General features: G+C 56.5%; 23 protein-coding genes, 1 tRNA gene and 1 pseudogene. 6 read left to right on the top strand and 19 right to left on the bottom strand.

What is annotated here, in order from left to right; translation table 11 throughout:
• Window positions 1–115 precede the first annotated feature (115 nt).
• The 3 genes and pseudogenes from ACA051_RS11725 to ACA051_RS11715 all read right to left on the bottom strand — a co-directional run bounded on the left by ACA051_RS11725 (window position 116) and on the right by ACA051_RS11715 (window position 2,525).
• A complete protein-coding gene (locus ACA051_RS11725) occupies window positions 116–1,342 on the bottom strand; it encodes an RtcB family protein (RefSeq protein ID WP_497374852.1) in 1,227 nt (408 codons plus the stop codon).
• A gap of 52 nt (window positions 1,343–1,394) precedes the next feature.
• Window positions 1,395–2,141, bottom strand: a pseudogene (locus tag ACA051_RS11720) (ABC transporter substrate-binding protein); the annotation flags it as partial.
• A gap of 168 nt (window positions 2,142–2,309) precedes the next feature.
• Entirely contained in the window at window positions 2,310–2,525 is a 216-nt protein-coding gene (locus ACA051_RS11715) for a TOBE domain-containing protein (RefSeq protein ID WP_027921432.1), read from the bottom strand.
• 330 nt (window positions 2,526–2,855) lie between these two features.
• Between ACA051_RS11715 and ACA051_RS11710 the strand changes: the two genes are divergently transcribed.
• The 3 genes from ACA051_RS11710 to ACA051_RS11700 all read left to right on the top strand — a co-directional run bounded on the left by ACA051_RS11710 (window position 2,856) and on the right by ACA051_RS11700 (window position 4,316).
• On the top strand, window positions 2,856–3,059 hold the full coding sequence (locus ACA051_RS11710) for a hypothetical protein (RefSeq protein ID WP_497309873.1): 204 nt from the start codon (window positions 2,856–2,858) through the stop codon (window positions 3,057–3,059).
• Window positions 3,060–3,222: 163 nt separating this feature from the next.
• Window positions 3,223–3,930: a metallophosphoesterase gene (locus ACA051_RS11705; protein WP_497374850.1), complete on the top strand. Its 708-nt coding sequence runs from the start codon at window positions 3,223–3,225 to the stop codon at window positions 3,928–3,930.
• A gap of 113 nt (window positions 3,931–4,043) precedes the next feature.
• Complete coding sequence (locus ACA051_RS11700; RefSeq protein WP_497309871.1) at window positions 4,044–4,316, top strand: hypothetical protein; 273 nt, start codon at window positions 4,044–4,046, stop codon at window positions 4,314–4,316.
• A gap of 21 nt (window positions 4,317–4,337) precedes the next feature.
• Here the strand turns inward: ACA051_RS11700 and ACA051_RS11695 are convergent, their stop codons facing one another.
• The 11 genes from ACA051_RS11695 to thrS all read right to left on the bottom strand — a co-directional run bounded on the left by ACA051_RS11695 (window position 4,338) and on the right by thrS (window position 13,102).
• On the bottom strand, window positions 4,338–4,544 hold the full coding sequence (locus ACA051_RS11695; RefSeq protein ID WP_497310575.1) for a hypothetical protein: 207 nt from the start codon (window positions 4,542–4,544) through the stop codon (window positions 4,338–4,340).
• Window positions 4,545–4,983: 439 nt separating this feature from the next.
• Window positions 4,984–5,406 (bottom strand): RDD family protein, encoded by a 423-nt coding sequence (locus tag ACA051_RS11690; protein ID WP_497374848.1) that lies wholly within the window; start codon window positions 5,404–5,406, stop codon window positions 4,984–4,986.
• Window positions 5,407–5,646: 240 nt separating this feature from the next.
• Window positions 5,647–5,723: transfer RNA gene (locus tag ACA051_RS11685), tRNA-Pro, on the bottom strand.
• Window positions 5,724–5,812: 89 nt separating this feature from the next.
• Window positions 5,813–6,169, bottom strand: coding sequence for a MerR family transcriptional regulator (locus tag ACA051_RS11680; RefSeq protein ID WP_003179985.1), 357 nt, complete (start codon window positions 6,167–6,169; stop codon window positions 5,813–5,815).
• Window positions 6,150–6,452 carry an integration host factor subunit alpha gene (gene ihfA, locus ACA051_RS11675; RefSeq protein WP_002553164.1) on the bottom strand — a complete coding sequence of 101 codons (303 nt, stop codon included), beginning with the start codon at window positions 6,450–6,452 and terminating at the stop codon, window positions 6,150–6,152. Before ihfA ends, ACA051_RS11680 begins: the two co-directional genes overlap by 20 nt.
• 3 nt (window positions 6,453–6,455) lie before the next feature.
• Window positions 6,456–8,837, bottom strand: coding sequence for a phenylalanine--tRNA ligase subunit beta (pheT, locus tag ACA051_RS11670; protein ID WP_497309868.1), 2,382 nt, complete (start codon window positions 8,835–8,837; stop codon window positions 6,456–6,458).
• 26 nt (window positions 8,838–8,863) lie between these two features.
• Complete coding sequence (gene pheS / locus ACA051_RS11665; RefSeq protein ID WP_007905876.1) at window positions 8,864–9,880, bottom strand: phenylalanine--tRNA ligase subunit alpha; 1,017 nt, start codon at window positions 9,878–9,880, stop codon at window positions 8,864–8,866.
• A 109-nt stretch (window positions 9,881–9,989) separates the two neighbouring features.
• Window positions 9,990–10,346 (bottom strand): 50S ribosomal protein L20, encoded by a 357-nt coding sequence (gene rplT, locus ACA051_RS11660; RefSeq protein ID WP_007905879.1) that lies wholly within the window; start codon window positions 10,344–10,346, stop codon window positions 9,990–9,992.
• 27 nt (window positions 10,347–10,373) lie between these two features.
• Window positions 10,374–10,568, bottom strand: a complete 195-nt coding sequence (gene rpmI, locus ACA051_RS11655) for a 50S ribosomal protein L35 (RefSeq protein ID WP_008145659.1) — start codon at window positions 10,566–10,568, stop codon at window positions 10,374–10,376.
• A 60-nt stretch (window positions 10,569–10,628) separates the two neighbouring features.
• The gene (infC, locus tag ACA051_RS11650) at window positions 10,629–11,180 is read right to left on the bottom strand and encodes a translation initiation factor IF-3 (RefSeq protein ID WP_176469887.1); all 552 of its coding nucleotides are present in this window, start codon (window positions 11,178–11,180) and stop codon (window positions 10,629–10,631) included.
• On the bottom strand, window positions 11,180–13,102 hold the full coding sequence (gene thrS, locus ACA051_RS11645; RefSeq protein WP_438661801.1) for a threonine--tRNA ligase: 1,923 nt from the start codon (window positions 13,100–13,102) through the stop codon (window positions 11,180–11,182). Before thrS ends, infC begins: the two co-directional genes overlap by 1 nt.
• 373 nt (window positions 13,103–13,475) lie before the next feature.
• On the opposite strand from thrS, the gene ACA051_RS11640 reads away from it, so the two are divergent.
• Both ACA051_RS11640 and ACA051_RS11635 read left to right on the top strand, forming a co-directional pair.
• Complete coding sequence (locus ACA051_RS11640) at window positions 13,476–13,778, top strand: hypothetical protein (protein WP_497309866.1); 303 nt, start codon at window positions 13,476–13,478, stop codon at window positions 13,776–13,778.
• Between the two features lie 290 nt (window positions 13,779–14,068).
• Window positions 14,069–14,281 (top strand): cold-shock protein, encoded by a 213-nt coding sequence (locus ACA051_RS11635; RefSeq protein WP_007905882.1) that lies wholly within the window; start codon window positions 14,069–14,071, stop codon window positions 14,279–14,281.
• A 72-nt stretch (window positions 14,282–14,353) separates the two neighbouring features.
• On the opposite strand, the gene ACA051_RS11630 is transcribed toward ACA051_RS11635, so the two are convergent.
• Together ACA051_RS11630 and ACA051_RS11625 are read right to left on the bottom strand one after the other, a co-directional pair.
• Window positions 14,354–14,674: an I78 family peptidase inhibitor gene (locus ACA051_RS11630; protein WP_497309864.1), complete on the bottom strand. Its 321-nt coding sequence runs from the start codon at window positions 14,672–14,674 to the stop codon at window positions 14,354–14,356.
• A 167-nt stretch (window positions 14,675–14,841) separates the two neighbouring features.
• On the bottom strand, window positions 14,842–15,147 hold the full coding sequence (locus ACA051_RS11625; RefSeq protein WP_497309862.1) for a hypothetical protein: 306 nt from the start codon (window positions 15,145–15,147) through the stop codon (window positions 14,842–14,844).
• A gap of 132 nt (window positions 15,148–15,279) precedes the next feature.
• On the opposite strand from ACA051_RS11625, the gene ACA051_RS11620 reads away from it, so the two are divergent.
• Complete coding sequence (locus ACA051_RS11620) at window positions 15,280–15,492, top strand: hypothetical protein (protein WP_094471650.1); 213 nt, start codon at window positions 15,280–15,282, stop codon at window positions 15,490–15,492.
• 32 nt (window positions 15,493–15,524) lie between these two features.
• Here the strand turns inward: ACA051_RS11620 and ACA051_RS11615 are convergent, their stop codons facing one another.
• From ACA051_RS11615 to rbsK, 3 genes are read right to left on the bottom strand one after another with little or no spacing between them, the layout of a single operon-like run.
• Window positions 15,525–16,553, bottom strand: coding sequence for a nucleoside hydrolase (locus ACA051_RS11615; RefSeq protein WP_497374846.1), 1,029 nt, complete (start codon window positions 16,551–16,553; stop codon window positions 15,525–15,527).
• Window positions 16,554–16,597: 44 nt separating this feature from the next.
• Entirely contained in the window at window positions 16,598–17,002 is a 405-nt protein-coding gene (gene rbsD, locus ACA051_RS11610) for a D-ribose pyranase (RefSeq protein ID WP_497309858.1), read from the bottom strand.
• Window positions 16,999–17,916, bottom strand: coding sequence for a ribokinase (rbsK, locus tag ACA051_RS11605; protein WP_497374844.1), 918 nt, complete (start codon window positions 17,914–17,916; stop codon window positions 16,999–17,001). Before rbsK ends, rbsD begins: the two co-directional genes overlap by 4 nt.
• Between the last annotated feature and the right edge of the window lie 7 nt (window positions 17,917–17,923).

Below are 17,923 nucleotides of genomic sequence, written 5' to 3'. Positions count from 1 at the left end.
GGAAGAGAACCTTCGCACTCGAATCTCGGCCCATAGCCTTGCGCGTTGTCATCGAGGGTCACCTGACGTTCAGTTCAATCGCTGGCTGTTTCATCTTCATTCTTACGCGCAAAACCTAACCCTTCACGCAAACCACCTGGCGCAAGGTGTGCACGACCTCAACCAGTTCGCGCTGGGCGTACATGACGTGGTCGATGTCTTTGTAGGCCATCGGGATTTCATCGATGACGGACGCATCCTTGCGGCACTCGACGTGGGCGGTAGCGCGGATCTGGTCTTCGACGGTAAACAGGTTTTTCGCTTCGGTGCGGCTCATGACGCGACCGGCGCCGTGGCTGCAGGAGCAGAACGATTGCTCGTTGCCGAGCCCGCGAACGATGAAACTTTTCGCCCCCATCGATCCCGGAATGATCCCCAACTCGCCCTTCTGCGCCGACACCGCGCCCTTGCGGGTGACCAGAATATCCTGACCAAAGTGCCGCTCTTTCTGCACATAGTTGTGGTGACAGTTCACCGCCTCCAGGGCGACTTCGAACGGCTTGCTGATCACTTTGCGTGTCGCCTGAATCACCGCGTGCATCATCAGCGCGCGGTTCTGTCTGGCGAAATCCTGGGCCCAACCGACGGCTTCGACGTAATCATCAAAATGCCGGCTACCTTCCTCGAAGTAGGCCAGGTCGCGGTCCGGCAGATTGGCGATGTGCTGGCGCATGTCGGCCTGAGCCAGTTGGATAAACAGGTTGCCAATGGCATTGCCGACCCCGCGTGAACCGCTGTGCAGCATGAACCAGACCCGGTTGGTTTCATCCAGGCACACCTCAATGAAGTGGTTACCACTGCCCAGCGTACCCAGGTGCCCGCGATTGTTGGTGCTGGCGAGTTTCGGGTATTTGTCGGTGATCGCCTTGAACCGTGGGTCCAGCGCAGCCCAGGCCTGATCGGCCTGCTTGGGGACGCTGTCCCAGGCACCTTTGTCCCGCACTCCACGACCAACGGTGCGGCCATGGGGCACCGCTTTTTCGATTGCGCAGCGCAATCCATGCAGATTGTCCGGCAAATCAGCGGCGGTCAGAGACGTGCGCGTGGCGATCATGCCGCAGCCAATGTCCACGCCGACAGCGGCGGGAATGATCGCGCCCACCGTCGGAATCACACTGCCGATGGTCGAGCCCTTGCCCAGGTGCACGTCGGGCATCACCGCCAGGTGTTTGAAGATGAACGGCATCTTCGCGGTGTTGATCAATTGCTGCCTGGCTTCGTTTTCTACCGGGACGCCTTCGGTCCAGAGTTTGATCGGTTTGCCGTGGGCGACTTCCAGCAGTTGGTAGCTCTGCTTTTGCATGATGTCCGGTCTTTTCTCAACTGCCTGCACCGCCATGTGCTTCCTCAAAAAATTAATCTTTCCAGCTGTCTGCCTTGTTTTTCAGCACGCCCAGTTGCTGGAGTTTCTCGGCGCAGATAAAGGTGCGTTGTGGTACTACGGTAAAGTCGATTTCGGGGTCTGCGACAATTTTCTCTACCCACGGCAAGGATAGTTTCGATTGCTCCACGCGGATATAGGTCTGCGCAGCGGCGGGCTTGTCGGCCTTGATGATTTGCTCGGCCTCGGCCAGCGCCGCGTAAAACGCTTTGTAGGTTTTCGGGTTCTCGTCGTGGAATTTCTCGCTGATGTACAGCACGTTGAACGTGGCCTGACCACCCAATACGTCGTAGGAACTCAGCACCTTGTGTACGTTGGGGCTTTGCAATTCCTGGTACTGAAACGGCGGGCTGGAAAAATGTGAGTTGATCTCCGAGCCGCCGGCAATCAGCGCTGACGTCGCATCCGGGCGGGCGAGGCTGATCGAGATGTCGTCAAACTTTTTGTAGTGTTCAGCGCCGAACTGCTTGGCCGTCTCGATCTGCAACGTGCGTGACTGGAAACCTACCCCCGCCGCCGGCACCGCGATGCGATCTTTTTCAGTGAAGTCTTTGAGGCTCTTCACGTTTGGATTATTGGTCAGCAGGTAATTGGGCATCGACCCGAGCGATGCGATGGCCTTGACGTTCTGCTTGCCCTTGGTCCGGTCCCAGATGGTCAGCATCGGCGGCACGCCGGCCGACACCACATCCAGCGCGCCGGCCAGCAGCGCCTCGTTCAGAAGTCAAAACACAGAACCTGTAGGCGCGAGGCTTGCCCGCGAAGAACGATGACGCGTAACACCTGAAAAACCTCGGTGCATTCTTCGCGGGCAAGCCTCGCTCCTACAGGATTTTCGTCGTTACCGGCATTAGCCGAGGCCACAGATGTTGGATTTCGAACGGGTTCTTCAGAGCTTGGCGATCGACACCTCGGTGGATTTGACGAAGGCAATCACTTCGCTGCCCACTTTCAATTCAAGGTCGCGCACCGAGCGGGTGGTAATCACCGAGGTAACAATGCCGGACGCAGTTTGCACGTCGATTTCGGACACCACTTCGCCCTGTACGATTTCCTTGATGACGCCTTTGAACTGGTTGCGGACGTTGATCGCTTTGATGGTCATGTTGAGGCTTCCTGTCTGGTATCGGACACATCCGCATGGATGCGCAGGCCTTCAAAGTGCACCAGCCAAACAAACTACAAAAGGAATATATAATTATCTATTTATATCCATATGGAATATATAGCGCGTGGCGTCGTGTATTTGCGCGTCTATGTCTGGAGCAACCAATAACTCCGTGACAACCATTCGTCGCCTATGAAATCCGGCGCACAAAAGGCGGCCCTGTCTGGCTTAGCGATTGCACAAGCCGGTCTTGTAGCCCCAGAACGACGTAATTCTGACGCGGCAGCAATCTAATCAACGCTTGGTCAGTCCCCCCGGAGATGTAACGTGTCAACTCTCAATGAAATCGCAGCGAACCACGCGAGAAAAATGGCTATGGCAAAGGCAGAAGAGTCGACTGGACTGAGTGAGCGACACCTTCAAATCGTCGGTAGTGTCGAAATTCGCACCCCTGATGAACAACCACACCTTCCACTGCACTTCATCACCGTGGCGCAGGACAACCACCTCGCCCAAGTGGCCGGCTACTAACACTGCCCCTGACGATAAAAACCCGGCGCAATGCCGGGTTTCCTTTAATTCCTTGTCATCAACCCGAAGTCCTATCGCTAAAGCCTTGCCCGCGATTTGCGCCGACGCGGCCTAAACTCAACTGAACACGAACTCGCCGGCGATTGGCGGATGAGGCACTGCCATGTTCGAAATCTCAGAGGTGACGCGGGTGAAGCACTTCGCCGCAAACACGGTTGGCCGAGATTACGCAGTCGGCGACGTACACGGTCACTTCACTCGGTTGCAGGCTGCTCTGGATGCAGCCAGATTCAACTCCAAGGTCGATCGCCTGTTCAGCGTTGGCGATCTGATTGACCGCGGCCCCGAATGCCGCGCCGCGCTCGATTGGCTGGACAAGCCGTGGTTCCACGCAGTGTGCGGCAACCATGACGACTACGTGGTTCACTTCGATAGCTGTGACGTTGATAGCTGGATCTTCAACGGCGGCTTATGGTTTACGGGCCTGTCGCTGTCCGAGCAGAAACAGTTCGCCACGAAGTTCGCCGAGTTGCCTATCGCAATTGAAGTCGAAACAGCACAAGGACTTATTGGGATCGTGCATGCCGATTGTCCGTTTCCATCATGGGGGCAGTTGGTCGGTGAATTGGAATCGCCAGAGAGCAGCCCGCGCCTGATGCAGGTGCGGAACCGTTGCATGTGGTCACGAAGCCGGCTCGAGCAGAGGGAGAGGCAGGGCGTTGAGGGATTGCGCGCGCTGATTGTCGGGCATACGCCCATTCGTAAGCCCGTCAGGCTTGGCAATGTGATGCTTATCGACACGGCTGGGTGGAGGCCGGATGTGGGTTACTTCACCCTTTTGGATCTCGATACGCTGGAAGCCGCGGCTTGACGTTTTTTTGTCAATTCAAGTGTCCCTCCCTTGTACCGCTCGTCCTGGCATCAGCACCTTCATCATCCGCGCTCTTCAAATGCATACATCCACTCGCACGGTAGGCGCAAACCATGAATAGCAAAATTGCCGCTCTTACACTCGCAAGCCTCCTGTCGGTCTGCTCGCTTTACACGCTCGCGGCCGAGAAGGTCACGGAGGACGCCACTATTCCACCAAGTGCTCTTCCGGGGCTTAACCAGGGGGGTGAGTCCAACAAGGAAAAGGCCGACAAAAAGGGTGAGGAAGCTGCGGGGTCTAATTCTGGTGCGGAGTCGGAGGAGATCGAAAAAGATGCGGCTAGCTCGAGTGGCTCGGGCGATGAGAAAACAAAGCCGGAGCAGTAAGCGGTGAGCCCCTAGTCCGTATTAGTGGAGCGTCGCAACCCTGCGACTTTCGCCAATCCTGATTCGGTCCAGTGCCCGGTTTAGCGAATCCAAGGCATCGAGGAGGGCTTTCGCCTCAACTTCCCGGCCTTCACCCCAAAGGCGTTCTGCCATTTTGTTCAGGGCCTGGATGGAGCGCTCGATTTCAGCAGCAGTCGCTGCTTTGTTTTCCGGCTGTTTCTTCAACATTGAGTAACCCTTCTGCAGGGCAGTGCTTGCTTCAATTGCCAGCTCAAGCGAATCGGTCACGGGAATACATTGATCTGATCCGTTGAGCCTATAACGCCAGCCACGGTTGTCTTTCCGCTCTGGTGCAGCTTATCGCGATCATACGCTGGTAGAGGGCTATGGCCCGCGAAGGCTCCCGAGACTGGAACAGTGACGAAACCCCCATCGTATCGCCAGAGCCCAGCAACTCGAAAAGATACATGTTGCTGAGGTTCTTGCATTGCTCCAGGCGGTCAGCTTCGGTCGTGGGCATTGGCACCGCATCGACCTGCTTCTCAAATTCTGTCTTTTCCTTTGGGGCACTGCTACAACCAAAGAGAAACGTCGCCAGCAAGAGACTCGCAATGTGAGGTATGCATATCTTCAATTCCATTTGAGTCCGGCGCCGATGCATTAATCTTTATTTGGACCGAATAACGATCGTCGATGCGAGCATGTCACCCAATCGTTTCCGCGAGCCAAAAAAAATGAATATCCAGTCAAAAATACTCAGGAAAGGCGTCGTGATGTTTCGCATGAAAGATTGATAGAGATTACAACTGAGGTAGCTGCGCTCATCAATCACTGACATGCCCAACAACTTTTTGCCAAGGCTTTGGCCGTTCGGTATTGCATCGGAAAACAGGTAATACGCCACGCCCGAGCCGAGAGCGAGCGCGCCGACCACAGTAGACGGCAAGCCAACAAAATCGGCGGATCGCCCTATGAAGAAAAAGAGGAAAACAGTGATCATGGAGTCAATCATCTGTCCTCCCCATCGACGCCCCAGACCGGCCAGGTTCTTGGGCTTCTGATACTCGCCTTGGGTATTGCTCACTTCCATGCGCTGGCACTCCGTTGGTATATGGATCAGAGATATCGGCACCGTCCGAAAAATATTTAGCGCACCCAAACGAAGCGCTGAAAAACCTTGGGCCAAGTTTGGTATCAGCAACCGATTCGCGTGGACCGGTCCTTACAATCTTGAAGAGGAAGCAGGCGTGAAAAATCCAGGAGCCACACAAATCTTACGCACATGAAAAAGGCCAGTGCTGTTAACACTGGCCCAAGTCATTGAAAAATATGGTCGGGACGGAGTGATTCGAACACTCGACCCCTAGCACCCCATGCTAGTGCGCTACCGGACTGCGCTACGCCCCGACTAGGCGTGAAACTCGTTCCTCATCTCGAAGAACGCTCAAGAATATATCGCAAGCTTTTGAAAACTGGAAGTATTCAAATGCAGGAAATTATTTCTTGAGAACAACCAACACATCTTCCAACTCAGCAATCATCTGCCGAATCATCTGTTTGTATTGAGTGGTGTCGTCTTTGGCTTCATCACCGGACAAACGCAAGCGTGCGCCACCGATGGTGAACCCTTGATCGTAAAGAAGCGCACGGATCTGCCGGATCATCAGCACGTCTTGTCGCTGATAATACCGGCGGTTTCCGCGGCGTTTGACGGGGTTGAGTTGAGGAAACTCCTGCTCCCAATAGCGCAGCACGTGCGGTTTTACGGCACACAGCTCGCTGACTTCACCAATGGTGAAGTAGCGTTTGCCTGGGATGACGGGTAGCTCGTCGTTATGACTTGGTTCCAGCATAAGCCTCAACTCGGGCCTTCAACTTCTGCCCTGGACGAAAGGTGACCACACGGCGAGCAGTGATCGGGATTTCTTCACCCGTTTTCGGATTGCGGCCAGGCCGCTGGCGTTTGTCCCGAAGGTCGAAATTGCCGAAACCGGACAATTTGACTTGTTCGTTGTCTTCAAGAGCGTGCCTGATTTCTTCAAAAAACAGTTCGACCAATTCCTTGGCCTCCCGTTTGTTCAGGCCCAGCTCTTCATACAGACGTTCCGCCATCTCAGCTTTCGTCAGAGCCCCCATACGTCACTTCCTTAACGTGGCGTTCAACCTTTGTTCGAGCGAGGTGAGGATGTTTTGCGTCGTCGTATTCACCTCATCGTCATTAAGAGTGCGCGATGGATGCTGCCAGGTCAAGCCGACTGCAAGGCTTTTTCTATCAGGATCAATACCTTTACCCTGATACACGTCAAATAGCCTGAGGTCTGTGAGCCATTCGCCTGCATTTTCACGGATTACGTCCAGTACGGCACTGGCCGCAACGTCCGTGGCCGCAATCAGTGCCAGGTCACGACGCACTTCAGGAAAGCGCGATAACTCCTGGAATTTAGGCATTTTTCCCAATGCCACTTCGGCCAGAACCAGCTCGAAGACAAAAACCGGGCGGTCGAGACCGAGGGTTTTCGACAATTCAGGGTGGATAGCGCCGACGAAGCCGACCAGGCGACCTTCACGCTCGATGCGCGCGGTTTGACCCGGGTGCAACGCAGGGTGTTTGCCCGGCACGAAATTGAACGAACCCAGTGCACCGGCAAAGCCCAGCACCGCTTCCACGTCGGCTTTGACGTCGAAGAAATCCACGACATCGCGACCCTGAGCCCAGCCTTCCGGCAGACGGCTACCGCAAACAACACCCGCAATCATCGGCTCTTGCTTGAGGCCTTCCAGCTGACCAACGAAACGCAGGCCGCTTTCGAACAGACGGACGCGATCCTGTTGACGGTTCAGGTTGTGCTGAAGCGCCTTGACCAGACCGGGCCACAAGGACGAGCGCATGGCCGCCATGTCGTTCGAGATCGGGTTGGCCAGCAGCAGCGGCTCTACACCCGGATTAAACAACTCGAATTGTTTCGGATCGATGAAGCTGTAGGTGATCGCTTCCTGGTAACCACGCGCCACCAGCAGGCGACGCAGTTCAGGCAGATCGCTACGCGCTTCGGCTTTGGCTTGCGGTGCCAGGCGAGCTTGCGGGTAGCGAACCGGCAGACGGTTGTAGCCGTACAGACGGGCCAGCTCTTCGATCAGATCGACTTCCAGGCTGATGTCGAAGCGGTGGCTTGGCACTTCAACGCGCCACTGCCCTGCCCCATCGGCAGCAATCTTCAGGCCCAGGCCGCTGAGCAGACGCTCGACTTCGGCCGACTCCATTTCCATGCCCAGCATCTGAGTGATGCGCTGCGCACGCAGGGTGACCGGAGCAATCTTCGGCAGGTGCTGTTCGCTGACGGTTTCGATGATCGGGCCAGCTTCGCCGCCAGTGATTTCCAGCAGCAGGCCAGTGGCGCGCTCCATGGCTTCACGGGCCAATTGCCAATCCACGCCACGCTCGTAGCGGTGCGAGGCATCGGTGTGCAGGCCGTAGGAGCGGGCCTTGCCAGCGACGGCAATCTGATCGAAAAACGCGCTTTCGAGGAATACATCGCGAGTGGTCGCGGTGTTGACGCCGCTGTGCTCGCCCCCCATAACGCCGGCGATCGCCAAGGCGCGGGTGTGGTCGGCAATCACCAGCGTATCGCTACGCAGATTGACTTCCTGACCATCAAGCAGCACCAGCTTCTCGCCTTCTTCGGCCATGCGCACACGGATGCCGCCATTGATTTCGGCGAGATCGAACGCGTGCAGCGGTTGACCCAGTTCCAGCATCACGTAGTTGGTGATGTCGACGGCCGCGTCGATGCTGCGCACGTCGCCACGACGCAAGCGTTCGACCATCCACAGTGGCGTAGGCTTGGACAGATCAACGTTACGGATCACACGACCCAGGTAACGCGGGCAAGCGGCTGGCGCCAGCACTTCGATCGAACGCACTTCGTCATGCACGGCTGGCACGACAGCAACCACCGGGCGGGTGACTTCAGCGGCATACAGCGCGCCGACTTCACGAGCCAGACCGGCCAGGGACAGGCAGTCGCCGCGGTTCGGGGTCAGGTCGACCTCGATACTGGCGTCGTCCAGGCTCAGGTACTCACGAATGTCCAGACCGACCGGAGCATCCGCCGGCAACTCCATCAGACCATCGTTGCCTTCGCCGACTTGCAGCTCGGCTTGTGAGCACAACATGCCGTTGGACTCAACGCCACGCAGCTTGGCTTTCTTGATTTTGAAGTCGCCCGGCAGTTCGGCACCGATCATGGCGAACGGGATCTTCAGGCCCGGGCGCACGTTTGGCGCACCGCACACAACCTGGAAAGTCTCCGAGCCATTGCTGACCTGGCAAACGCGCAACTTGTCGGCATCCGGGTGCTGCTCGGTGCTCAGCACCTCGCCCACTACCACGCCGCTGAATTCACCGGCGGCCGGCGTAACGCTATCGACCTCAAGACCGGCCATCGACAGACGAGCAACCAGCTCGTCGCGACTTACCTGCGGGCTTACCCAGCCACGCAGCCATTGTTCACTGAATTTCATCCTGCTCTCCTAAGAATTCGTTACGACTAGCGAAATTGCGCGAGGAACCGCAAGTCGTTGTCGAAGAACAGACGCAAGTCGTTCACGCCGTAACGCAGCATGGCCAGACGCTCAACGCCCATGCCGAAGGCAAAGCCCGAAAACTCTTCCGGGTCGATCCCGGACATGCGCAGCACGTTCGGGTGAACCATCCCGCAGCCCATCACTTCCAGCCAGCCAGTCTGTTTGCAGACGCGGCAGCCTTTACCGCTGCACATCACGCATTCCATGTCGACTTCAGCGGACGGCTCGGTGAACGGGAAGTACGAAGGGCGGAAACGCACCGCCAGTTCTTTTTCGAAGAACACGCGCAGGAACTCTTCGATGGTCCCTTTGAGGTCGGCGAAGTTGATGTCGCGATCGACCAGCAGGCCTTCGACCTGATGGAACATCGGCGAGTGGGTGATATCGGAGTCGCTACGGTACACACGGCCCGGGCAGACGATGCGGATCGGCGGTTGTTTCGATTCCATGGTGCGGACCTGTACCGGCGAGGTATGAGTGCGCAGCAACATGTTGGCATTGAAATAGAAGGTGTCATGCATCGACCGGGCCGGGTGATGGCCTGGGATGTTGAGCGCTTCAAAGTTGTGGTAGTCGTCTTCGACCTCAGGGCCTTCGGCGATGCCGTAGCCAATGTGGGTGAAGAACTGTTCGATACGTTCCAGAGTACGAGTAACCGGATGCAGACCACCCGAGGTCTGGCCGCGGCCAGGCAGGGTCACGTCAATGGACTCGGCAGACAGTTTGGCGGCCAGATCGGCCTCTTCAAACAGTGCCTTGCGGGCATTGAGAACCTCTGTGACACGCTCCTTGGCGACGTTGATCAGGGCGCCGACTTGCGGACGCTCTTCTGCCGGCAAATTCCCCAGGGTCTTCATCACCTGAGTCAATTCACCCTTCTTGCCAAGGTAGTGAACCCGGATTTGCTCCAGGGCATTGATATCTTCAGCGCTTTGCACAGCCTCTAGTGCTTGAGAGACGAGCGCGTCCAGGTTTTCCATGTACAGACTCCAGATACAAAATAGGGGAAGAGCTTGAAGGCTCTTCCCCTATTTATGACGTTTAACACCTGGCCTCACAGAGGTGAGGCCGGGTGACTGTCGGGGGTACTTAAGCCAAGGTGGCTTTAGCTTTCTCGACAATCGCAGCAAACGCCGCTTTTTCGTTCACTGCCAGATCAGCCAGAACCTTACGGTCGATCTCGATGGACGCTTTTTTCAGGCCGGCGATGAAACGGCTGTAGGACAGACCGTTGATACGTGCACCAGCGTTGATACGAGCGATCCACAGAGCGCGGAACTGACGTTTTTTCTGACGACGGTCACGGTAGGCGTATTGGCCTGCCTTGATTACCGCTTGCTTGGCAACACGGAATACGCGCGAGCGAGCGCCGTAGTAGCCTTTAGCAAGTTTCAGAATTTTTTTGTGACGTTTACGGGCAATGACGCCACGCTTTACACGAGCCATGAGTTACTTCCTCTATTCTTGACTAAATTAACGAAGGCGCAGCATGCGCTCGACTTTTGCCACGTCACACGGTGCCAGCAAGCTGCTACCGCGCAGTTGACGCTTACGCTTGGTCGACATTTTAGTCAGGATGTGGCTCTTGAAAGCGTGCTTGTGCTTGATACCGTTAGCAGTTTTCAGAAACCGCTTAGCAGCACCACTTTTAGTTTTCATTTTTGGCATGTTCGGATACTCCGCATTCAGTTGATAAACATAATCAGAAGGCCTGCCGTGCCCTATTGATTACTTCTTCTTTTTCGGGGCGATGACCATGATCAGTTGGCGTCCTTCCATCTTAGGATGCTGTTCGACCGAACCGTACTCGAGCAAGTCACCTTCAACTCGCTTGAGGAGTTCCATCCCCAGCTCCTGGTGGGCCATCTCACGGCCGCGGAATCGCAAGGATACCTTGGCCCTGTCCCCATCACTCAGGAAACGTACCAGGTTGCGCAGTTTTACCTGGTAATCCCCTTCCTCCGTCCCTGGACGAAACTTGATTTCTTTAACCTGAATCTGCTTCTGGTTTTTCTTGGCTGCGGCAACCTGCTTCTTCTTCTCGAAGATCGATTTGCCGTAGTCCATCAGTTTGCAAACAGGGGGTACTGCATCGGCGGAAATTTCCACCAGATCCAGTTTGGCCTCTTCAGCCTTAAGAAGCGCGTCTTCAATTGACACAATCCCAAGCTGTTCACCTTCAGCCCCAATTAACCGAACCTCGCGTGCCGAGATATTCTCGTTGATCGGGGCTTTCGGTGCAGCTCGTTTATCTTGTCTCATTTCACGCTTAATAGTAATTACTCCGAATCTGGGCGACCACGCCGGGAAACCGCTTGCGCGAGAAACTCAGCGAACTGGGCGACGGGCATCGAGCCCAGGTCAGCACCTTCACGAGTACGCACAGCGACAGTCTGCATCTCGACTTCCCGATCTCCGATAACCAAGAGATAAGGAACCTTGAGCAAAGTATGCTCGCGGATTTTAAAGCCGATCTTTTCATTTCTCAAGTCAGACTTGGCACGAAATCCGCTTTCGTTGAGGGTTTTTTCGACCTCGGCGGCAAAATCGGCCTGTTTGTCAGTGATATTCATGATCACTGCCTGGGTCGGAGCCAGCCACGCAGGGAATGCACCCTCGTAGTGCTCGATCAGGATTCCGACGAAACGTTCGAAGGATCCGAGGATCGCCCGGTGCAACATTACCGGGTGCTTGCGACTGTTGTCTTCGGAGACGTATTCGGCTCCCAGACGGACAGGCAGGTTAAAATCGAGCTGAAGGGTACCACACTGCCAGACACGGCCGAGGCAATCTTTCAGCGAGAACTCGATCTTCGGACCGTAGAACGCACCTTCGCCCGGCTGCAAATCATACGGCAAGCCAGCGCTATCAAGGGCTGCAGCCAATGCAGCTTCGGCGCGATCCCACAGTTCGTCGGAACCAACACGTTTTTCCGGACGAGTGGACAGCTTCATTTCGACGTCTTTAAAGCCGAAGTCGGCATAAACGTCCATGGTCAGCTTGATGAAAGCGGCGGATTCGGCCTGCATCTGCTCTTCAGTGCAGAAGATGTGGGCGTCGTCCTGAGTGAATGCACGCACACGCATGATGCCGTGCAGTGCACCCGATGGCTCGTTACGGTGGCAAGCACCGAATTCGGCCAGACGCATCGGCAACTCGCGGTAGCTCTTCAGGCCCTGATTGAACACTTGCACATGGCAAGGGCAGTTCATCGGCTTGATCGCGTAGTCGCGGTTTTCCGACTGCGTGGTGAACATGTTGTCGGCGTAGTTGGCCCAGTGCCCGGATTTCTCCCAGAGACTGCGGTCAACGACCTGCGGAGTCTTGATCTCCAGATAGCCGTTGTCGCGCTGAACCTTGCGCATGTACTGCTCGAGCACTTGATACAGAGTCCAGCCGTTCGGGTGCCAGAAAACCATGCCCGGCGACTCTTCCTGAGTGTGGAACAAGCCCAGGCGCTTGCCGATCTTGCGGTGATCGCGCTTTTCAGCTTCTTCGATGCGCTGAATGTAAGCCGCCAGCTGCTTCTTGTCTGCCCACGCGGTGCCGTAAACGCGCTGCAACTGCTCGTTCTTGGCATCGCCACGCCAGTAGGCGCCGGACAACTTGGTCAGCTTGAAGGATTTCAGGAAACGCGTGTTCGGCACGTGCGGACCGCGGCACATGTCGACGTATTCTTCGTGATAGTACAGGCCCATGGCCTGCTCGTTCGGCATGTCCTCGACCAGGCGCAGCTTGTAGTCTTCGCCACGGGCCTTGAACACTTCGATCACTTCGGCTCGCGGAGTGACTTTCTTGATCACGTCGTAATCTTTTTCGATCAGCTGCTGCATGCGCTGTTCGATGGCGGCCAGGTCGTCCGGGGTGAAAGGACGTTCAAAGGCGATGTCGTAATAGAAGCCTTCGTCGATGACCGGACCGATGACCATCTTGGCCGCCGGGTACAGCTGCTTGACCGCGTGGCCAACCAGGTGGGCGCAAGAGTGGCGAATGATCTCCAGCCCCTCTTCATCCTTTGGCGTAATGATTTGCAGCGTGGAATCGCTGTCGATGATGTCGCTGGCGTCGACCAGCTTGCCATTGACCTTGCCGGCCACGGTGGCCTTGGCCAGACCTGCACCAATGGATGCGGCGACCTCGGCTACGGAAACCGGGTGATCGAATGAACGTTGACTGCCGTCGGGAAGAGTAATAGTTGGCATGGCGCCTCCTCTCCTAGTGGTGACCCCTACCAAAGGTCACGTGGGTTGGGATGAGCCAGTACAAGATCCGATCCAGGCCATTCAATGACGAACGCCTGCCTTACAGCGGCAGGAGCCTTGCGGCCAACCGGAAAACCGAACCAGAGTGACTGGGATTCAAATCAGGGTTATTCGCGCCGTTGCCGCCACCGGGACTGAAGGTCATCCGGAGCCTGCAAAAGCCCGAGCGAGGCATGCTAGCACAGATGAACGGTCGTCGATGCAACGAGGCTTTGTGTCGGGGAAAATCATGCAATTTATGCCAGAGTGCTGAACTTGAACCCTGCTTTCCCTCTCAGATAACAAGACATTGACCCACAAGGAGCATCCCAGCATGCGTCTGAATCGTTTGTTCGCAGTAGTCGCCCCCATCGTTTTGCTGCTGCCACTGGCCGCCCATGCCGATTGGCCCAAGGGCGAGCGCGAGAAATACATGGCTCAGTGCACAGAAGCGGCCACTCCGCAGATCGGCGCTGCAGCAGCGAAGTCTCACTGCGCTTGCGGCGCTGATTCGATCAAGTCTTATCCGGCGGGTGACATCCAGGCATTGATGGACAATAAGGCCAGCCCGGAATTGCAGCAGAAAGCTCTGGGTCAGATAGCCAAATGCAAGGCCAATGTACCGGCGAAAAAGTGACAAAAAAGTCCTTTTGACTCGGCTTATCGCTGATAAAAAGCGCTGCATTTGAGCTTTTTCGTACAATTTATGCAGGTTTTACAGGTTTTTTTATCGTCTTTACTTTCGGCTGAAAGCCTTGTAAAACGGGGCCTTCAGCTACATCAAGCAGCAAACGGAACGCGACTGCAGGGCAAACAGCACGTCCGGGGGGCTCCCAAAGCGAACATTTCGACTATGATACCCCGGTGTGCCCAGTTGGCCTGAGCAGCACAGCACTACTGAAAATATATGTTTCTTGGAGATACACCATGTCTAATCGCCAAACCGGCACCGTTAAATGGTTCAACGATGAAAAAGGCTTCGGCTTCATCACTCCTCAAGGTGGCGGTGACGACCTGTTCGTACACTTCAAAGCTATCGAAAGCGACGGTTTCAAAAGCCTGAAAGAAGGCCAAACCGTTTCCTTCGTGGCTGAGAAAGGCCAAAAGGGTATGCAAGCTGCACAAGTCCGCGCTGAGTAATTTTCAGCCGCACTAAAAAAACCCCGTCCATGTGACGGGGTTTTTTATGGGCGAAGCAAAAGCCTGAAGCGATCAGCCGCAGTTGACGCGGGTAACCATCCGGCTGGCATCGGTGTTCAGGTTCAGGCGATCGGAGCGGTATTCCAGCGTCACCATATCGTTAGGCGACAGGAACCGTGCGTTCTGTGCGCCTGCACGGGTACGCGCCTGCTCCAGCAGTGCGGGCGAAGCCGCTTTGCCGATGGCGAATTCGGCTGCCTTAGCCTCACAACGGCTGTGACCTGTGTCAGTCGTCGCTTCAGGGTCTGCTGCCGACTCAGAGGACGTGCTGCTGCAACCAGCCAACAGAGTGACGGCGAACAAAGTACCCAATGATGCGAACTTCCAAGGCATGAAGCCTCCTTTTTTCCAATAGTTAAGCTGAGATCTTGCGACCGCCAATCCGGCATTTGGTTTCAAGGTGAGTGCCATCACCCTGCCCTCGAACCGCACGAGCGGCGAGTTTGCCTGAGCAGCGCCTTGTCGTTCATCACTCAATCGTGACTGAATATGAACGGCCTTCAATAGACGTCGATGTAATCGTAGAGCGGGTTCGGCCAGTTCTCTTTCAGCGCATTGAAGATCTGCATGACCCAGACCTCGTCGCTGGCCGCGACCAATCCTACATAACCGGAACCCTTGGCCCACGTCTCCAGACGAAACAGTAGCCCGCTGATATCGGTGCCGCCTACAACGCCCGATGAAATGTAGGCAATTCCGCCCTTGGTCACCCGCAGCTGCGTGTGTTCATCGTCACTGGCAGAGGCCAGCAGCTGGCGCACCGCCTCAAGGGTCAAGCCGTCGGGTGTGTTCAAATCGATCTGCACAGCGCGGTCCTTGAAAATTCGTCAAAGACCAAGTGTCGCATAGCGTTCTTCTCATGCCTAAGTCGGAGTGTCAAAAGCCGCGCAAAATGGTTAACTCGATACCCAGACTTTCCCGACTTCACGAGCGCCATCATGTCAACCATAAGCATCGACGCCAACATCACCGTCAAGTGGCCGCAGGGTCACAGCTCTTACAGCCCGGGTAGCCCGGAAGAGTTCGCAATCATCGGCATCGATCTATTGGTCAAGGAACTGGGAACCGAAGCAGCCAGGAAATTCATTGCACAGATATTCGAGAAATACCCCGCCGACTATATGGGCCTGACAGAGAACGAGCGGGCGTAAAACCCGCAGGCTGGCACCTGCGGGTGTGCAGCTTACTTCAGACGAGCCAGACGCTGGGTCAGCAGATCAAAGAAACCCTGGGCATCGCCGTTTTCAACCCAGAACGCGTTCTTCGGCGCTTTCAGGCCGTCATACCAGTCGACGATGGTTTGACCGAAGGTCGGGCCTTCGCGGCTATCAACGACCACATTAACCGAACGACCGGTGAACAATTCAGGCTTGAGCAGGTAGGCGATGACGGTTGCGTCGTGCACCGGGCCACCCGGGATGCCGTAGTGCTCCATATCACCCTTGACGTATTCATTGAGAATATCGCCTACGATCTTGCCGGCATTGTTGTTAAGCGCGGCAATCTGCTTCAGGCGCGCGTCGCTGGTGAGAATCTTGTGGGTCACGTCCAGCGGCAGATAGGTCAGCTTCACGCCGCTTTTGAGCACCACTTCCGCAGCCTGCGGGTCGGCGAACAGGTTGAACTCGGCCACTGGGGTGATGTTGCCGCCGTTGAAATGCGCGCCCCCCATGATCACCACTTCCTTGATGCCCTGAACGATTTCAGGTTCCTGGATCAGCGCCAGGGCCAGGTTGGTCTGTGGACCGAGCATCGCGATGGTGATGCTGTGGGGTTTGGCGGCCTTCAAGGTGTCGATCAGGTAATTGACCGCATTACCTTCGGCCAGGCCTTTCTTCGGCTCGTGCACGGTGACGCCCGACAGGCCCTCCTTGCCATGGATGTTCTCGGCATAGATCGGCGTACGCATCAGCGGCTTCGGCGCGCCCGCGTAGACCGGCACCTCCTCGCGCCCTGCCCACTCACGGGCCAGTCGCGCATTGCGCGAAGTCTTGTCCAGACGCACGTTGCCCGCGACGGTGGTCAGCGCACGGATACTCAATTCTTCCGGCGATGCCAACGCAAACAGCAAGGCGACGACGTCGTCGGCACCGGGATCAGTGTCGATGATCAAATCGATCTTTTCCGCCGCCTGGGCGCTCGTTGCAGTAATCAGGGACAAAAGCAGCAGACTCCGGAGCAGGTGGTGCAGTTTCTGAGCATAGCGGTGCATATCGCACTCCTTGTGCGTGGGGGAACAAATCTGTGTACAGCGGGTTAGAACGTCACCCCCGAGACCAGCACGATGTTGCAGTACGGCGCACATTCGCCGGTACGAACAATCGCTCGCGCCTGTCGGCTGAGGACTTTGAATTGCTCATGGCTGAGCAGCTCACGCTGGCCCAGCGCGCCTTTGGCATTCAGCTCATCCAGCGAGCTCAAGGCGGGGGGTTGTTTGTCCAGAATTTCCTGGGCCAGCACATGGTGCTCAACCTGCATTTCGCTGAGCACGACCTTCAAAGTGCTGACGAAATCCGGAATACCCTGGGTCAAGGCCAGATCGATCAGTTCAACGCCCGGCGGTACGGGCAGGCCGGCATCGCCGATCACAACCATGTCGCCGTGGCCTAGGGAGGCGATCAATCGAGACAGCGCGACGTTGAGCAAAGGTGTCTTTTTCATGGTGCTTTGAACGCCTGTACATCGGACAAGGTGGGAATCGAGGGTTGCGCGCCGGCACGAGTGACTGAAAGCGCCGCAGCGACCTGACCGAAACGGATTGCTTCAGCTTCAGTTTTACCGGATGCCAGCGCAGCGGCGAATCCACCGACGAAGGTGTCGCCAGCCGCAGTGGTATCGACAGCCTTCACCTTCGGTGCCGGGAAATGTTCGAAACCTGTGCCGTTGGCGAACATTGACCCTTGAGCACCCAGGGTGATGATGACCTTACTGGCGCCCAGCGCGATCAAACGGGTTGCGGCGGTTTCGGCGGACGCAAGGGAGTCAACCGGCAAACCGCTCAGAGCCGAGGCCTCGCTTTCATTGGGAATCAGGTAATCGATGGACGCATACCAATCCGCCGGCAGCGGACGACTGGCCGGCGCCGGGTTGAGGATCACGATTTTGCCCAGCTCATGGCCGCGCTTGAGGGCATGACCCACCGTGGCATCCGGCACTTCCAGCTGACAAATAATCACATCCGCCGCGTGCAACACTGCATCGAACCGGTCGATAACCTGTGGTGTCAGCGCACCGTTGGCACCGGCAACGATCACGATTGCGTTCTGGCTGTTGTCATCGACCACAATCAAGGCCACGCCGCTGGAGCCCTCGACAGTGCTGACGGCCTGGCAGTCGATCTGCTCGGCCAATAGGGCCCCGCGCAGTTCTTCACCGTAAGCATCGCTGCCGACACAACCGACCATCGACACCTGCGCCCCCAGCCGCGCCGCGGCGACCGCCTGGTTAGCGCCCTTGCCGCCGGAAACCGTGGCGAACGACTGCCCGATCAGCGTCTCACCGCCACGGGGCAACCGTGGAGCCCGGGTCACCAGGTCCATGTTCAGGCTGCCTATCACCACTACTTTTGCTGGCATACATCAC

The sequence above is a fragment of the Pseudomonas sp. LBUM1669 genome (assembly GCF_059695705.1).
This window is presented reverse-complemented; position numbering and strand designations above follow the sequence as displayed.

What these genes read in the sequence shown, in the direction of transcription:
- pheT (WP_497309868.1), bottom strand. Translation starts at nt 8,837, where the DNA reads ATGAAATTCAGTGAACAATGGCTGCGTGGCTGGGTAAGCCCGCAGGTA.
- ihfA (WP_002553164.1), bottom strand. Translation starts at nt 6,452, where the DNA reads ATGGGGGCTCTGACGAAAGCTGAGATGGCGGAACGTCTGTATGAAGAG.
- ACA051_RS11715 (WP_027921432.1), bottom strand. Translation starts at nt 2,525, where the DNA reads ATGACCATCAAAGCGATCAACGTCCGCAACCAGTTCAAAGGCGTCATC.
- ACA051_RS11695 (WP_497310575.1), bottom strand. Translation starts at nt 4,544, where the DNA reads ATGTTGAAGAAACAGCCGGAAAACAAAGCAGCGACTGCTGCTGAAATC.
- ACA051_RS11620 (WP_094471650.1), top strand. Translation starts at nt 15,280, where the DNA reads ATGTCAACCATAAGCATCGACGCCAACATCACCGTCAAGTGGCCGCAG.
- rbsK (WP_497374844.1), bottom strand. Translation starts at nt 17,916, where the DNA reads ATGCCAGCAAAAGTAGTGGTGATAGGCAGCCTGAACATGGACCTGGTG.
- ACA051_RS11635 (WP_007905882.1), top strand. Translation starts at nt 14,069, where the DNA reads ATGTCTAATCGCCAAACCGGCACCGTTAAATGGTTCAACGATGAAAAA.
- pheS (WP_007905876.1), bottom strand. Translation starts at nt 9,880, where the DNA reads ATGGAAAACCTGGACGCGCTCGTCTCTCAAGCACTAGAGGCTGTGCAA.
- ACA051_RS11630 (WP_497309864.1), bottom strand. Translation starts at nt 14,674, where the DNA reads ATGCCTTGGAAGTTCGCATCATTGGGTACTTTGTTCGCCGTCACTCTG.
- ACA051_RS11680 (WP_003179985.1), bottom strand. Translation starts at nt 6,169, where the DNA reads ATGCTGGAACCAAGTCATAACGACGAGCTACCCGTCATCCCAGGCAAA.
- ACA051_RS11690 (WP_497374848.1), bottom strand. Translation starts at nt 5,406, where the DNA reads ATGGAAGTGAGCAATACCCAAGGCGAGTATCAGAAGCCCAAGAACCTG.
- ACA051_RS11615 (WP_497374846.1), bottom strand. Translation starts at nt 16,553, where the DNA reads ATGCACCGCTATGCTCAGAAACTGCACCACCTGCTCCGGAGTCTGCTG.
- ACA051_RS11725 (WP_497374852.1), bottom strand. Translation starts at nt 1,342, where the DNA reads ATGCAAAAGCAGAGCTACCAACTGCTGGAAGTCGCCCACGGCAAACCG.
- rpmI (WP_008145659.1), bottom strand. Translation starts at nt 10,568, where the DNA reads ATGCCAAAAATGAAAACTAAAAGTGGTGCTGCTAAGCGGTTTCTGAAA.
- rplT (WP_007905879.1), bottom strand. Translation starts at nt 10,346, where the DNA reads ATGGCTCGTGTAAAGCGTGGCGTCATTGCCCGTAAACGTCACAAAAAA.
- thrS (WP_438661801.1), bottom strand. Translation starts at nt 13,102, where the DNA reads ATGCCAACTATTACTCTTCCCGACGGCAGTCAACGTTCATTCGATCAC.
- ACA051_RS11640 (WP_497309866.1), top strand. Translation starts at nt 13,476, where the DNA reads ATGCGTCTGAATCGTTTGTTCGCAGTAGTCGCCCCCATCGTTTTGCTG.
- rbsD (WP_497309858.1), bottom strand. Translation starts at nt 17,002, where the DNA reads ATGAAAAAGACACCTTTGCTCAACGTCGCGCTGTCTCGATTGATCGCC.
- ACA051_RS11705 (WP_497374850.1), top strand. Translation starts at nt 3,223, where the DNA reads ATGTTCGAAATCTCAGAGGTGACGCGGGTGAAGCACTTCGCCGCAAAC.
- ACA051_RS11700 (WP_497309871.1), top strand. Translation starts at nt 4,044, where the DNA reads ATGAATAGCAAAATTGCCGCTCTTACACTCGCAAGCCTCCTGTCGGTC.